The sequence below is a fragment of the Novosphingobium aromaticivorans DSM 12444 genome, assembly GCF_000013325.1.
Taxonomy (GTDB): Bacteria; Pseudomonadota; Alphaproteobacteria; order Sphingomonadales; family Sphingomonadaceae; genus Novosphingobium; species Novosphingobium aromaticivorans.
In genome coordinates this window covers 2137415-2151042 of sequence record NC_007794.1, presented here as the reverse complement: position 1 = coordinate 2151042, position 13628 = coordinate 2137415, and the positions used below count along the sequence as shown (strand labels likewise).

Here is a 13628-nt window from a genome sequence, read left to right as displayed (position 1 = left end):
CGCCCCGCTCCGTTGAGGTTGCGGGACGGCTTTCGTGTTGTTTTCGATACCCGCTTGTGGATTGCCGCAAAGATTACAGCGGCAACCGCTTGCGTTCATGCAACCTCTGACGCTAAGGCCCGACTCCCATGGCGCGGTACATATTCATCACCGGCGGCGTGGTTTCCTCGCTCGGCAAGGGACTCATGGCAGCGAGCCTCGCGGCTCTGTTGCAGGCACGCGGATTTCGCGTGCGCATCCGCAAGTTCGACCCCTATCTGAACGTCGATCCGGGGACGATGAGCCCCTATCAGCACGGCGAGGTCTACGTGACCGACGACGGCGCCGAGACCGACCTCGACCTCGGCCACTACGAACGCTTCACCGGCGTTTCGGCGCGGCAGGCGGACAACATCACTTCGGGCCGCATCTATCGCGATATCATCACGAAGGAGCGGCGCGGCGACTATCTCGGCGCGACGGTCCAGGTGATTCCGCACGTGACCGATGCGATCAAGGACTTCGCCCAGGCCGAGACCGAGGATCTCGACTTCGTGCTGTGCGAGATCGGCGGCACCGTGGGCGACATCGAGGGTCTGCCCTTCATCGAGGCGCTGCGTCAGCTCCACAACGAGCTTGACCGCGACCAGACCTGTTTCGTCCACGTGACGCTGGTGCCCTACATCGCGGCGGCGGGCGAGCTGAAGACCAAGCCGACCCAGCATTCCGTGCGCGAACTGACCGGGCTTGGCATCCAGCCGGACATCCTGCTTTGCCGCTGCGAGAAGCCGCTTCCGGAGGGTGAGCGCGCCAAGATCGCGCAGTTCTGCAACGTGCGCAAATCGGCGGTCATTCCCGCGCTCGACGCTTCGAGCATCTATGCGGTGCCGTTGCAGTATCACGCCGAGGGGCTGGACGGCGAAGTGCTGCGCCACTTCGGCCTGACCGCTCCGGACCCGGACCTGGCGCGGTGGGAAGACATCGTCGACCGCTACCAGAACCCCGAGGGCGAAGTGACGATCGGCGTGGTCGGCAAGTATGTCGGCCTGCAGGACGCCTACAAGTCGCTCAACGAGGCGCTGGCGCATGGCGGCATGGCCAATCGCGTCAAGGTGCGGGTCAAGTGGCTCGACGCCGAGCTTTTCGAGAAGGGCGACGACGAGATCGCCGCGCAGCTCGAGCCGATGCACGGCATTCTCGTGCCCGGCGGCTTCGGCGAGCGCGGGACCGAAGGCAAGATCGCCTCGGTGCGCTTTGCGCGCGAACGCAAGGTGCCGTTCTTCGGCATCTGCCTCGGCATGCAGATGGCCTGCGTCGAGGGGGCCCGCAACACGGCGGGGATCGCGGGCGCTTCGTCGACAGAGTTCGGGCCGACCGACGAGCCGGTCGTGGGCATCATCACCGAGTGGATGACCGCCGAAGGGCTTGAGAAACGCTCCGAAGGCGGGGATCTGGGCGGCACCATGCGCCTGGGCGCGTATGAGGCGCACCTTGCAGGCAACAGTCACGTCGCCAACATCTATGGCAGCACCGTGATCAGCGAACGGCATCGCCACCGCTACGAAGTGAACGTCGCCTACAAGGAACGGCTGGAAAAGGGCGGGCTGGTGTTTTCGGGCATGTCGCCCGACGGACTGCTCCCCGAGATCGTGGAGCGTCCCGACCATCCGTGGTTCATCGGTGTGCAGTTCCATCCCGAACTGAAGAGCCGTCCGTTCGAGCCGCACCCGCTGTTCAAGGGGTTCATCGCGGCCGCAGTCAAGCAGGCGCGTCTGGTTTAAAAAACGTGAAGGGGCTGGCCAGAGCCCCGGTTTGCTGATTATTTGCCGCCGGCCGCGGCTGTCGCGGCAGGGGGCGAGACGGCGATGGACGCGGCGAGGCTGGCACAGGCACTGACGGCACAGAGCCTGTTCGCGGATTGCGAGCAGGCCGAGCTTTCGGACATCATCGGGCGCGGTCAGGTCCGAACCTTCAAGCCCGGCCAGGAACTCATGGCGCAGGGCGAGGAGGGCAAGACGCTCTTCATCGTGCTGAGCGGCCTTGCGCGCGTCAGCATGGTGGCCGCCAATGGTCGCGAAATCATCCTCGACTATGCCGAGGCGGGCCATGTCCTGGGCGAGATCGCGTTTCTCGACGGCGGGGAACGGACGGCCTCGGTCGAGGCGATCGAGCCGGTCGAGGCGCTGGTGCTGACGCGCAGCGCCTTTGCCGAGATCATCGACCGTCACAAGGGCCTGTCGCTGCGCCTGCTGAAGGCGATGGCGCGGCGACTTCGCCAGAACAACGCGGTGATCGAAGCCGACAGGGCCTATACGTCCGGGCCGAGGCTTGCGCGGTTCCTGCTGCGCCTGATGATGGGCGAGGGTTCGGATGCCGGGGCGCAGCTCAAGATCGCGCTGAGCCAGGGCGAACTGGGCAACTTCGCCGGCATGTCGCGAGAGCAGATCAACCGGCAGCTTTCCGCCTGGGCCGAGAACGGCATCGTTGCGCTGAAGGGGGGCAGGGTGACGATCCTCGACCGCGAGGCGCTGGTCGATGTCGCGGAGGCCTGGTAGGCGCAGCGCTATTCCAGCGTGACCCGGCGCGTGATGGCGATGGCATCGAGGAACGCCACGTCGTGGCTTACCGCTATCAGCGCGCCATCGTAGGCGGACAGCCCTGCCTCGATCGCCTGGATGGCGTCGAGGTCGAGATGGTTGGTCGGCTCGTCCAGCAGCAGAAGATGCGGGGGCGTTCCCGCAAGGACGCAGGCCAGCGCGGCGCGGATCGCCTGGCCGCCGCTTAGCGTCGACACCGTCTGGTCCGCCGCACTTGCCCGGAAACCGAAGCGGGCCAGCGCCGCGCGGGCGGCGTTCTCGTCCAGGTCTGGCTTTAGCTTTCGGAGGTTGCCGACGATGCTCAGGGCGGGATCGAGCAGGCTGGCGTGCTGGTCCAGCAGGGCGAAGGGCACCGGCACCCGGACGCTGCCGGCGCGCGGTTTCAGGTTGCCGGCGATCAGATGGATCAGGCTCGATTTCCCTGCACCGTTGGGGCCGGTGATGGCGATGCGTTCCGGTCCCACGACGGCAAGATCGAGAGCGGAGAACAGCGGCGGAGCATCGCCATGGCCAAAGGTGACGTCGATGAGTTCGACCACCGTTCGCGAGGCGGCGAGCCCTGTGGGGAGGAGTTCGACCCGCAGGGGTTCGACCACTTCGAGGCGAGCGCGGGCTTCGGCGAGGCGCTCGGCTGCTTCGGCGGCCTCGCGTTCGGCGAGACGGGCGTTGGATCCGGTGGTGTTTTCCGCCCGCTCCTTGCGCGCGCCGATCAGGATGCGCGGCATGTCGCCCTTGCGCGCCTTCTTCTGGCCGACGCCATCGCGCCGGTCCTTTCGCTCACGCGCGGTCTGCGCGCTTTCGCGCACCTGGCCGAGCGCCCGTTCCGCGAGATCGCGTTCCTGGCGCGCGGTGGCGAGTTCCAGATCCTTGCGTTCGCGGTAGTGGCTGTATGGCCCGCCATAGCGCGTCGCGCCAAGCGAGGTCAGCTCGACCACGGCGTCCATTCCTTCGAGGAGGTGGCGGTCGTGGCTGACCACCAGCGCGCCCTTGCGCCAGCCCGCAAGGAATGCGCCAAGGCTTTCGCGTCCTTCGGCATCGAGGTTGTTGGTCGGTTCGTCGAGCAGGAGGAAGTCGGGATCGGCAAGGATCGCGGCGGCAAGCCCGGCACGGGTCTGCTGGCCGCCCGACAACGTGGCGACGGGGGTCTGCGCGGTGGCGGCAAGGCCGGCCTGGGCAAAGGCCTCGGCCAGGCGGCTCTCCAGGGTCCAGTCGGCGCGTTCGAGATCATCGACGCTGGCAAGCCCCTGTTCCGCACGGCGCAGGAGTGCAAGATCGTCGGCAATGCCCAATGCCTCGGCCAGCGTCTCGCCGGGGTTGCGGGCCACGATCTGGCGCAGGACGGCGATCGTTCCATTGACGACGATCCTGCCGGATGACGGCGCAAGCTCTCCGGCGATCAGACGCAGCAGAGTGGACTTGCCGGTGCCGTTGCGGCCAACAATGCCGGTGCGTTCAGCAGCGAAAGAGAGGTCGAGGCCGGAAAGGACCGGCCGGCCGTCAGGCGTGGACCAGGAAAGAGAGGAGACAGTTATCGAAGCGGGCATGGGACGCGACTTTCCTGAAGGCAAGGCAATGGGGCGTTGCGTTCAGGGGGCGATCCATGACTTCGAATACTCCGGCAGTGAGTTGCGCAAGGTAGCGTCAGCCGGAGCTGCGGGCAAGCTTGGAGAGTTGGGGACGGGCCTTGCGACCCGTCCCGACATTGAATCCCACCAGACGATCAGGCGGCGGCGGTGTTGTCGCCCTCGATCACCTTGAGCGGGTTATGGGCGCCGATCAGCACCTTCTTGGGCTTCATTGCCTCGGGCACTTCGCGCACGAGGTCGATGGTCAGCAGGCCGTCGGCGAGGTCGGCGGCTTCGACGCGGACGAAGTCGGCCAGTTCGAAGCGGCGCTCGAACCCGCGGTTCGCGATGCCGACGTGAAGGTATTCGCGATCCTGCGGTTCCGGCTTCTGGCCCTTGACCACGAGCAGGTTCTGCTGGGCGGTGATGTCGATATCCTCCGCCTTGAACCCGGCGACGGCGAGCGTGATGCGATAGGCATCGTCGCCGCTGCGCTCGATGTTGAAGGGCGGGTAGTTGTCGCCCGAATTGGCGCGCGCCTGGCGTTCGAGCAGGTCGAACAGGCGGTCGAAGCCCACGGTGGTGCGACGATAGGGGGTGAAGTCGAAACGGTTCATTGCAACATCCTCAACAAGAGCAATCTGCACTTGCCGCGGCAAACCCGGAAACCGGCGTCCGCCCCGGCGGTTGATGGCCATGCCCGACTTGCGGCGCATGACACGCCAACCCATGTGTGTTAGCGATTTTCCCATTTCAAGACCCCAGTTCGAGGTACCGATGCCCAATATGCCCAAGGTTGAAATGTACACCAAGTGGGGCTGCCCCTACTGCTTTCGCGCCAAGCAACTGCTGGACGGCAAGGGCGTATCCTACGAGGAAATCGACGTGACGATGGGCGGGCCGAAGAAGACCGAGATGCTCGAGCGCGCGCCAGGGCACACCACCGTTCCCTCGATCTTCATCGACGGCCTCCACGTGGGCGGTTCCGATGACCTCGCCGCGCTCAACGCGCAGGGCAAGCTGGACATGATGCTGGGCCTGTGAGCAGCGGCGCACCGCGGGGACCTGCCAAGGTCGCGCTGTTCCAGATGACCAGCGGCATCGATCCGCTGGTCAATGCCGCCGCCATCGTGGATGCCGCGACGCGCGCGGCCGAGGCCGGCGCGGCGATGCTGTTTACACCCGAGATGTGCGGCCTGCTCGACCGCGAGCGCGCACGGGCAACGCGTCATATCGTTACCGAAGCCGAGAATCCGGTTCTGGCTTCGGCCCGAAAGGCGGCGCGCGACCTTGGCATCTGGATAGACCTGGGTTCGCTGGCCATTCTGCGCGACGACGGCAAGTGGGCCAATCGCGGTTTCGTGATCGATGCCGACGGGGCGGTCGCCGCGCGCTATGACAAGATACACATGTTCGACGTCGACCTTGCGACTGGCGAGACATGGCGGGAGTCGGCGGCGTACACGCCCGGCGAGCAGGTCGTGACGGTCGAGACGCCGGTCGGCATGCTTGGCATGGCGATCTGCTATGACGTGCGTTTTCCCGCGCTGTTCGAAGAGCTTGGCCGGCGCAGGTGCGACGCCATCCGCATTCCCGCCGCATTCACCGTGCCGACCGGCAAGGCGCATTGGCACCTGATGCAGCGCGCGCGCGCGGTCGAGGCAAGCGCGTGGGTGATCGCGGCGGCCCAGGGCGGACGCCATGAGGACGGGCGCGAGACTTTCGGTCATTCGCTGGTGGTCGATCCGTGGGGCGAGGTGGCGCTCGATGGTGGAGAGGGCACGTCGCTGGGCTATGCCGTGATCGATCCTGCCCGAACGGACGAGGTCAGGGCACAGCTTCCCAGTCTTGCCAACAAGCGCGAAATCCCTAGATCGGCCCCATGATTGTCTTTGATCTGCAATGCGGGCCGATGGGGCACCGTTTCGAGGGGTGGTTCGGCTCTTCGACGGATTTCGACGACCAATGCGCGCGCGGACTGGTGTCGTGTCCGACTTGCGGATCGCCCGAAGTGACCAAGGCCGTGATGGCGCCGAACGTGGGGCGCAAGGGCAACCAGTTGCCGGCAGTTCCGCGTGGTGGAGCCGAGGTCGCGCCCCAGGCAGCGACGAACGCCCCGCTCCCGCCCGAAGCGGTCGCGATGCTCAAGGCGGTTGCGGCGATGCAGGCCGAGGCGATCAAGTCCTCGACCTGGGTCGGCGAGAATTTCGCCGACGATGCCCGCGCCATGCATTATGGCGAGAAGGACACCGTCGCGATCCACGGCAAGGCCACGCTGGACGAGGCGCGCGAGCTAGTCGAGGAAGGCATTCCCGTCGCACCGCTGCTTTTCCCGGTGGTGCCGCCCGAGGAAACCAACTGAAAGAGCGTTGCCAGCGCCGTGCCCGCTGCCTAAAGGGAGCGCGGGCGCCCGTAGCTCAGCAGGATAGAGCACCAGATTCCTAATCTGGGGGCCACAGGTTCGAATCCTGTCGGGCGCACCATTTTCCGGCATTCCCACGGTTCGGCCGATTATTTCGCCGGCAGTAGTCGTTCCCGCGATTGTTGCTTGAATCGCCTGTGGAATTGTGATTCAGTCCGTTCATGCAATCGCGTCGTGCCCTTCTTCCCAAAGACAGCCTGACCCAGTCGTTGGCGCTTGTCGCGCTGCTGGTTCTGGGCGCGATCGGCATTGCCGGGCCAAGCGGCCTGCTCGCCTGGGGCGAGAATGCGCGCCTGCTGGATCAGCGGCAGCACGAGATCGCGCAGCTTACCGCCGAACGCGACCGGTTGAAGAACCGCGTGGCGCTGCTCGACCCGCGCCACGCCGACCCTGACCTTGTCGGGGAACTGCTGCGCAGCAACCTGAACGTCGCCCATCCGGACGAACTGGTCATTCCTGTCCAGCACTGACCTCGCGCTTGCGGAACAGGACTTCCGCATAGGGCTCGTCATCGATCCTGCGGTTGTCGCGCCCGTACAGCAGGGTGAGCGGCACTTCGCGGGTAAAGGTCAGGGTTCGGGCCTGATAGTGGGGGGCAATGGTCGTGTCGCGAAAGCGGAAGTGGCCATTCCAGACCGAGAGCCATCCGCCCGGCCGCAGATGGCGATGCATCGCCGTCACTTCCTTGTCGAACTGCGCAAAGGGCAGGACTTCGTCGCACCGGTCAGGCGCTTCGGTTTCAAGCCGGCCGTGGCGGAACACGGCCATAGCGAGAATGGCATCGAACTGCATGTCGCCCAGGGCGTCGGTCGAATTGGCCTCGATGTAGGAGATGCCGCGATCGGGGTTGAGCGCGAGATGTGCACGCGCCTCGCGGATCATCCGGGGATTGGGGTCCAGACCGATGATGCGTGCCCGTGGAAACCAGCGGCGAAGGCTGCGGACCTCGCTTCCGTCGGAACAGCCGAACGAAAGGATCGCAGGTTCCGGAACGTCCCACAGGAGCGCGCTGAGCGCCGTGAACACTTCCGGGTAACGGTCTTCGAAGGTGGTGGGGTAGGGTTGCAGGACGTGCCCCGCGTGACGGCGGAGCATCCGGCGCATTGCCCGGCGGTCCGGATCGGCAAGATCCCTGATCGACCGGACGGCCTTGTGGAGCGGTGGAACCGCACGAAGGCCGGAGCGTACCGACGCAAGGAGTTCAGCGGAAAACGGCATCGCGGGAACTGGTGCATCGCCCGCATTGCCGCGTAAAGTCCAAACAACGTTCGCATAACTAGCGGGAATTAAATAGATAATCGGAACGTAGCAGTGGCAATAACGATAATCTGGAAGTCACTATGCACAAAGTGAGTTTTGCGTGACGCAGGGCGCCGAAACGATCCCGTCCGCCGACGAAACGATGCAGGGCGATGGCGAATCGCCTTCGGTATGGCGCTATGTAATGGCCACGCGGGCCCACGCCGTGATTGACGCGGACGACTACTTTTCGCTGATGCGCGAAGCGATGATGCGTGCGCGCCAGCGGATACTTTTGATCGGTTGGGATTTCGACACGCGGATCATCATTGGCAGCGGTCGGCGTTGGTGGAACCTTCCACGCCGGAGGATATCTCCGGCAAGGCTCGGGCCGTTTGTCGTGTGGCTGGCCAACCGGCGCAAGAAGCTCGACATCAGGGTGCTGAAATGGAACTTCGGCGCTCTCAAGGCCTTCTTTCGCGGGTCGATGATGCTGGACCTGCTGCGCTGGTGGCGCCACCCCAGAATTGTCTTCAAGCTCGACAGCGCGCACCCGCTGGGGTGCAGCCACCACCAGAAGATCGCGGTCATCGACGATCGTTTCGCGGTGTGCGGCGGCATAGACATGGCCGGGGACCGCTGGGATACGCGCCAGCACCTTGATGACGACAAGCGGCGGCGACGGCCCGGCGGCAAGCTCTATGGGCCGTGGCACGATTGCACCATGCTGGTCGAAGGCGAGGCGGCGCGGTTGCTGGGCGATTTTGGCCGGACGCGATGGGAGCAGGCGGGGGGCAAGCCGATGCAGGCATGCGAGCCGCAGGAGGAAACGCCCTGGCCTGCCCGCATCGAGGCCGAGTTCCGCGATGTCGAGATCGGCATTGCCCGGACGCGGTCGCAATATGCCAATGCCGGTGAAGTGCGCGAGGTGGAGGCGCTGTTCCTCGAGCATATCGCGCGCGCCAAGCATTTCGTCTACTTCGAGAACCAGTATTTCTCGTCTCGCCGCATTGCCGAGGCGATCGCGCTGCGCATGCAGGAGGAAAATCCGCCCGAGGTCATCCTGATAAACCCCGAGTCGTCGGATGGCTGGCTGGAGCAGACCGCGATGGACGGTGCGCGCACCCGGCTCGTGCACGCCATCGAGGAGGTGGACCGCAAGGGACGGTTCTCGGTCTGGCATCCGTTCACCGCAGGCGGCAAGCCGATCTATGTCCACTCGAAGCTGACCATCGTCGACGACGAAGTGCTGCGGATCGGCTCGGCCAATCTCAACAACCGGTCGATGGGGCTGGACAGTGAATGCGACGTGTTCATCGACAGCGCGCGTCCGGCCAACGGGCATTGCGGCGCGGCGATCCGGCGGCTGCGCATTTCGCTGCTGGCGGAGCATTGCGGTATCGCGCCTGAAAAGGTAGCGGAACTTCTTGAGGAGCACGGCGGGATGGCGGCGATGATCGCTGCGGCCCCGCAGGACGGCAAGCGGCTGAAGGCCTTCGTTCCGCGCGAGCTGAGCGATGCGGAGAAGGCGCTTGCCGACAACGAGGTGCTCGATCCCGAGCGGCCGGAGGAGATGCTGTCCTTCTACCGCCGGGGCCTGTTCAAGAGCCGCATCCTGCGGCGGCCGATGCGCTGAAGGACGAAGGAAAGCGATGAGCAGTCTGGTTGGGCCCGACGAGGACGATGATCTGGCCCGGGGCAAGGTGCCCGTGCCCCAGGACGTGCAGGACGCGATCCGCACGCTGATCCGCTGGTCCGGCGACGATCCGGAGCGTGAAGGCCTGCTCGACACGCCCAAGCGCGTGGCGCGGGCGTGGAAGGAATACTGCCAGGGCTATGGCGAGGACCCGGCGGTCCATCTTTCGCGCCAGTTCGAGGAAGTGGGCGGCTACGACGAGATCGTGCTGCTGAAGGACATTCCGTTCCAGTCGCACTGCGAACACCACATGGCGCCGATCATCGGCAAGGCGGCGATTGCCTATCTGCCGCGCGACAAGGTGGTCGGCATCTCGAAGCTGGCGCGGGTGCTGCATGGCTTTGCGCGTCGCCTGCAGATTCAGGAACGGCTTACGGCAGAGGTCGCCCAGTGCATCTGGGACAACCTGCGGCCGCATGGCGTTGCGGTGGTAATCGAGGCACAGCACGCGTGCATGACCGCGCGCGGTGTGCGGACGCCCGGCGTCGGCATGGTGACGAGCCGCCTGATGGGCACGTTCCTCGACGACAACCGCAGCCGCAAGGAAGTGCTGAGCTTGATGGGCTATTGATGGGCCGTTGCCGGGTCTCGGAAAACAAACGTTACAATTCCGCATCTTGGCGGGACAATTGGGGTGCTTAGGTGAGTAGTGTCACCAGCCGAAAAAGGCTGGGGCACCGCAGGAGACCATAGCATGAAGAACCTTGTTCCTGCCGCGCTCGCGCTCGGCGTATCGTTGACGGCTTTTCCCGCCCAGGCCCTGGAGCACCGGATCGCGCTCGACCACCCGGACGGACCGATTACCGCCGATTACCGGGGCGCCGTGTCGCTGGAGACCAGGCAGACGGGCAGCGCCGGACCGGGCGGTCGGGCAGCGACCCTGCGCTGCGACTGGTCGGTCTCTCTTTCGGTCGAGCGGACGGCCATCCGGGGAACCGCGCTTACGGCGCGGCGTTCGATGACCCGCGAGGGTGCGCTGAAGGGATCGGCGCCGGGTTGGTGTTCCAAAAGCCGCGACGGGATAGAACGCATCGTCGAAGCGCGCCGGGATAGCCTGCGCGAGGCAATGATGGCTATCGTGGCGCAGGATCGGGATGCCATACTCGTTGATGCAGATGATGCGCGCCAGCGCACGAGGACGGACAAGGAGGCATGACGGAATGACCGGGATCGGTTCGAGGACGGTATGTGCGCGCGGCGCGCTGGTGGTTCTGGGCGTGATGGCGGCTGCGCCGTCGGTTCACGCGCAGTCGGTCGATGCCGGAGTTGAGGCCTCGACCGACGAAGTGCGGCGAGGCCTGAGCTGGAGCGACGGCGAGATTTCGGCCTCGGCCGATGCCCTCGTTGGCTTCGGCGGTTTCGACGCGTCGGCCCGCGTATCGATGCTGCGCAAGTCGGACCGCCATGCCAATGCGGACGTCGTGGCCGACCTCGCCCTGGGCCGGGACTGGGACCTGAGCGGCTTTACCGTGCGGACCGAGGCCATCGGCCACGTTTTCGGCGGCGCCGACGCCAGCATGGATTATGTCGAGCTTGGCCTCGGTGCCCGGTACTCCATCGGACCGTTGCAGGTCGGGGCAGGGGCCTTCTACGCGCCCAGCCAGGACGCCATAGGCGGCGACAATCTCTACCTCAGGGCCAGTGCGAACTTCGGGGTGCCGGCGCTGCCGGTCAGCCTTTCTGCCTCGGTCGGCCATACCACGGGCGACACGAAGGACGCCCGGTCTGCGCGGCTACGGCCACTGGGTGATTATACGGACTGGAAGCTGGGGGTCGAATACAACCAGTTCCCGTTCACGATCGGCGTGGATTATGCGGGAACCGACGTCGACACGTCGCGGGTGCCACTGTCGCCATATGCCGACCTCAAGCATGCGGGCGACCGCGTGGTCGGCAGGGTCAGGCTTTCATTCTGACGGGATTGGAACGGCCCCCGCGGGTGCGGGGGCCGGAACCGGTCAGAGGTTTTCGAGCATGTGCTCGGCCGAGCTGACCTTGAAGTCGCCCGGAGCTTCGACGAAGAGCTGCTCGACGACGCCATCGTTCACGACCATCGAGAAGCGCTGGCCGCGCTTGCCGAGGCCGAATCCCGAGCCGTCCATCGTAAGGCCGAGCGCTTCGGCGAGGTCGCCGTTGCCGTCGGCCAGCATGGTCACATCGGACGAGCCGTTGGCGGCGCCCCAAGCCTTCATCACGAACGGGTCGTTGACGGCGGTGCACGCCACTTCGTCGATGCCCTTGGCCTTGAGATCCGCGGCCTTCTCGACGTAGCCCGGCAGGTGCTTGGCCGAGCAGGTCGGGGTGAACGCGCCGGGGACGGAGAACAGGGCGACCTTCTTGCCCTTGAAGTATTCGGCCGACTGGACCGCTTCCGGACCTTCGGCAGTTGCCTTGACGATCTTCACGTCGGGCAGCTTGTCACCAACAGCGATTGTCATCCCCAAATTCCTTTCGTTGTGCCGCGAGGGCTTGTCTGGCGGTGAGGATATAGGCGGCGCGCGGGCGCGTGCAACCGGGGGGCGGCACTTTCGCTGCAAACTGCATTCCGAACGCGATATAAAGAAGTCTTTATATTAAGTTTGCACGTCGCGGCGCCCCGCGCTATGGGCAGCCGCAGGCGCGCTTGCCGCGCAGACCGAACATTTCAGGAGACTGCCACGTGGCCAGCGTGCTTGACGCCCAGAACGATTATGTTGTCGCCGACATCGGCCTTGCCGACTTCGGCCGCGCTGAAATCCGCATTGCGGAAACGGAAATGCCGGGCCTGATGGCCCTGCGCGAGGAGTTCGGCGCTTCGCAGCCGCTCAAGGGCGCGCGCATCACCGGCTCGCTGCACATGACCATCCAGACCGCCGTGCTGATCGAGACCCTGGTCGCGCTGGGCGCCGAAGTGCGCTGGGCCACGTGCAACATCTTCTCCACGCAGGACCACGCCGCTGCCGCGATCGCCGCCGCCGGCATTCCGGTCTTCGCGGTGAAGGGCGAAAGCCTTGCCGAATACTGGGACTACGTCGGCTCGATCTTCGACTGGGGCGACCAGACCGCCAACATGATCCTCGACGATGGCGGCGACGCCACGATGTTCGCCCTGTGGGGCGCGCGCGTCGAAGCCGGCGAGCCGCTGTTCGAACCCTCGAACGCCGAGGAAATCGAATTCGTCCGCGCGCTCAAGGAATTCCTCAAGCGCAAGCCGGGCTACCTCACCATGTCCGTCGCCCACATCAAGGGCGTTTCGGAAGAGACCACCACCGGCGTTCACCGCCTCTACCAGATCGCCAAGGACGGCAAGCTGCCGTTCCCAGCGATCAACGTGAACGACAGCGTTACCAAGTCGAAGTTCGACAACCTCTATGGCTGCAAGGAATCACTGGTCGACGCGATCCGCCGCGCCACTGACGTGATGCTGGCCGGCAAGGTCGCATGCGTTGCCGGCTTCGGTGACGTGGGCAAGGGTTCGGCCGCATCGCTGCGCCAGGGCGGCGCGCGCGTGATGGTGACCGAGATCGATCCGATCTGCGCGCTCCAGGCCGCGATGGAAGGCTATGAAGTCGTCACGATGGAAGAAGCCGTCCAGCGCTGCGACATCTTCGTCACCGCCACCGGCAACGAAGACGTCATCACCGCCGAGCACATGAAGGCGATGAAGCCGATGAGCATCGTCTGCAACATCGGCCACTTCGACAGCGAGATCCAGATCTCGGCGCTGAACAACTACAAGTGGACCGAGATCAAGCCGGGCACTGACCTGGTCGAGTTCCCCGACGGCAAGCAGATCATCATCCTTGCCAAGGGACGTCTGGTGAACCTGGGCTGCGCCACCGGCCACCCGAGCTTCGTGATGTCCTCGTCGTTCACCAACCAGGTGCTGGCTCAGATCGAGCTGTTCACCAAGAACGCCGAATACAAGAACGAAGTCTACGTCCTGCCCAAGCACCTCGACGAAAAGGTCGCGGCGCTGCATCTCGAGAAGCTTGGCGTCAAGTTGACCAAGCTGAGCAAGAAGCAGGCGGACTATATCGGCGTTTCGCAGGAAGGTCCGTTCAAGCCGGATCACTACCGCTACTGAGCGACCGTGCGGCGGGGCCTCGCGGTGTCGGGCCCAGCCTTTCGGCGACACATGGAAAGAGAGA

General features: G+C 65.2%; 15 protein-coding genes and 1 tRNA gene. 12 read left to right on the top strand and 4 right to left on the bottom strand.

The window, feature by feature from the left end:
* The first annotated feature begins 128 nt into the window (after nt 1-128).
* A complete protein-coding gene (locus SARO_RS10145; protein WP_011445665.1) occupies nt 129-1760 on the top strand; it encodes a CTP synthase in 1632 nt (543 codons plus the stop codon).
* An 84-nt stretch (nt 1761-1844) separates the two neighbouring features.
* Nucleotides 1845-2534 (top strand): Crp/Fnr family transcriptional regulator, encoded by a 690-nt coding sequence (locus SARO_RS10140; RefSeq protein WP_011445664.1) that lies wholly within the window; start codon nt 1845-1847, stop codon nt 2532-2534.
* Between the two features lie 8 nt (nt 2535-2542).
* Here the strand turns inward: SARO_RS10140 and SARO_RS10135 are convergent, their stop codons facing one another.
* Both SARO_RS10135 and SARO_RS10130 read right to left on the bottom strand, forming a co-directional pair.
* Nucleotides 2543-4120, bottom strand: coding sequence for an ABC-F family ATP-binding cassette domain-containing protein (locus tag SARO_RS10135; protein ID WP_011445663.1), 1578 nt, complete (start codon nt 4118-4120; stop codon nt 2543-2545).
* Nucleotides 4121-4296: 176 nt separating this feature from the next.
* A complete protein-coding gene (locus SARO_RS10130) occupies nt 4297-4758 on the bottom strand; it encodes an Hsp20 family protein (protein ID WP_011445662.1) in 462 nt (153 codons plus the stop codon).
* Between the two features lie 169 nt (nt 4759-4927).
* Here SARO_RS10130 and grxC point away from each other — a divergent pair, with 169 nt between their 5' ends.
* The 5 genes from grxC (at nt 4928) to SARO_RS10105 (ending at nt 7033) form a co-directional block, all read left to right on the top strand.
* Complete coding sequence (gene grxC, locus SARO_RS10125; RefSeq protein ID WP_041550288.1) at nt 4928-5185, top strand: glutaredoxin 3; 258 nt, start codon at nt 4928-4930, stop codon at nt 5183-5185.
* Entirely contained in the window at nt 5182-6027 is an 846-nt protein-coding gene (locus SARO_RS10120) for a carbon-nitrogen hydrolase family protein (protein WP_011445660.1), read from the top strand. Before grxC ends, SARO_RS10120 begins: the two co-directional genes overlap by 4 nt.
* On the top strand, nt 6024-6503 hold the full coding sequence (locus tag SARO_RS10115) for a DUF1178 family protein (protein ID WP_011445659.1): 480 nt from the start codon (nt 6024-6026) through the stop codon (nt 6501-6503). Before SARO_RS10120 ends, SARO_RS10115 begins: the two co-directional genes overlap by 4 nt.
* A gap of 44 nt (nt 6504-6547) precedes the next feature.
* A tRNA-Arg gene (locus SARO_RS10110) sits at nt 6548-6624 on the top strand.
* 100 nt (nt 6625-6724) lie between these two features.
* Nucleotides 6725-7033: an FtsB family cell division protein gene (locus SARO_RS10105; RefSeq protein WP_011445658.1), complete on the top strand. Its 309-nt coding sequence runs from the start codon at nt 6725-6727 to the stop codon at nt 7031-7033.
* On the opposite strand, the gene SARO_RS10100 is transcribed toward SARO_RS10105, so the two are convergent.
* Nucleotides 7014-7781, bottom strand: a complete 768-nt coding sequence (locus SARO_RS10100; RefSeq protein ID WP_011445657.1) for a class I SAM-dependent methyltransferase — start codon at nt 7779-7781, stop codon at nt 7014-7016. The genes SARO_RS10105 and SARO_RS10100 overlap by 20 nt on opposite strands.
* Nucleotides 7782-7923: 142 nt before the next feature.
* Between SARO_RS10100 and SARO_RS10095 the strand changes: the two genes are divergently transcribed.
* The 4 genes from SARO_RS10095 (at nt 7924) to SARO_RS10080 (ending at nt 11414) form a co-directional block, all read left to right on the top strand.
* A complete protein-coding gene (locus tag SARO_RS10095) occupies nt 7924-9438 on the top strand; it encodes a phospholipase D-like domain-containing protein (protein WP_011445656.1) in 1515 nt (504 codons plus the stop codon).
* Between the two features lie 16 nt (nt 9439-9454).
* Entirely contained in the window at nt 9455-10069 is a 615-nt protein-coding gene (gene folE, locus SARO_RS10090) for a GTP cyclohydrolase I FolE (RefSeq protein WP_011445655.1), read from the top strand.
* Nucleotides 10070-10192: 123 nt separating this feature from the next.
* Entirely contained in the window at nt 10193-10654 is a 462-nt protein-coding gene (locus tag SARO_RS10085) for a hypothetical protein (RefSeq protein ID WP_011445654.1), read from the top strand.
* Nucleotides 10655-10658: 4 nt separating this feature from the next.
* Nucleotides 10659-11414, top strand: a complete 756-nt coding sequence (locus tag SARO_RS10080) for a TorF family putative porin (protein WP_011445653.1) — start codon at nt 10659-10661, stop codon at nt 11412-11414.
* Between the two features lie 42 nt (nt 11415-11456).
* Here the strand turns inward: SARO_RS10080 and SARO_RS10075 are convergent, their stop codons facing one another.
* A complete protein-coding gene (locus tag SARO_RS10075) occupies nt 11457-11936 on the bottom strand; it encodes a peroxiredoxin (protein WP_011445652.1) in 480 nt (159 codons plus the stop codon).
* Nucleotides 11937-12157: 221 nt separating this feature from the next.
* Between SARO_RS10075 and ahcY the strand changes: the two genes are divergently transcribed.
* Nucleotides 12158-13564 carry an adenosylhomocysteinase gene (gene ahcY, locus SARO_RS10070; RefSeq protein WP_011445651.1) on the top strand — a complete coding sequence of 469 codons (1407 nt, stop codon included), beginning with the start codon at nt 12158-12160 and terminating at the stop codon, nt 13562-13564.
* Nucleotides 13565-13628 lie beyond the last annotated feature (64 nt).

Coding starts and splice junctions, on each gene's coding strand:
- SARO_RS10075 (WP_011445652.1), bottom strand. CDS start 11,936: ATGACAATCGCTGTTGGTGACAAGCTGCCCGACGTGAAGATCGTCAAG.
- SARO_RS10080 (WP_011445653.1), top strand. CDS start 10,659: ATGACCGGGATCGGTTCGAGGACGGTATGTGCGCGCGGCGCGCTGGTG.
- SARO_RS10085 (WP_011445654.1), top strand. CDS start 10,193: ATGAAGAACCTTGTTCCTGCCGCGCTCGCGCTCGGCGTATCGTTGACG.
- SARO_RS10145 (WP_011445665.1), top strand. CDS start 129: ATGGCGCGGTACATATTCATCACCGGCGGCGTGGTTTCCTCGCTCGGC.
- SARO_RS10115 (WP_011445659.1), top strand. CDS start 6,024: ATGATTGTCTTTGATCTGCAATGCGGGCCGATGGGGCACCGTTTCGAG.
- SARO_RS10100 (WP_011445657.1), bottom strand. CDS start 7,781: ATGCCGTTTTCCGCTGAACTCCTTGCGTCGGTACGCTCCGGCCTTCGT.
- SARO_RS10140 (WP_011445664.1), top strand. CDS start 1,845: ATGGACGCGGCGAGGCTGGCACAGGCACTGACGGCACAGAGCCTGTTC.
- folE (WP_011445655.1), top strand. CDS start 9,455: ATGAGCAGTCTGGTTGGGCCCGACGAGGACGATGATCTGGCCCGGGGC.
- SARO_RS10135 (WP_011445663.1), bottom strand. CDS start 4,120: ATGCCCGCTTCGATAACTGTCTCCTCTCTTTCCTGGTCCACGCCTGAC.
- grxC (WP_041550288.1), top strand. CDS start 4,928: ATGCCCAAGGTTGAAATGTACACCAAGTGGGGCTGCCCCTACTGCTTT.
- SARO_RS10105 (WP_011445658.1), top strand. CDS start 6,725: ATGCAATCGCGTCGTGCCCTTCTTCCCAAAGACAGCCTGACCCAGTCG.
- SARO_RS10130 (WP_011445662.1), bottom strand. CDS start 4,758: ATGAACCGTTTCGACTTCACCCCCTATCGTCGCACCACCGTGGGCTTC.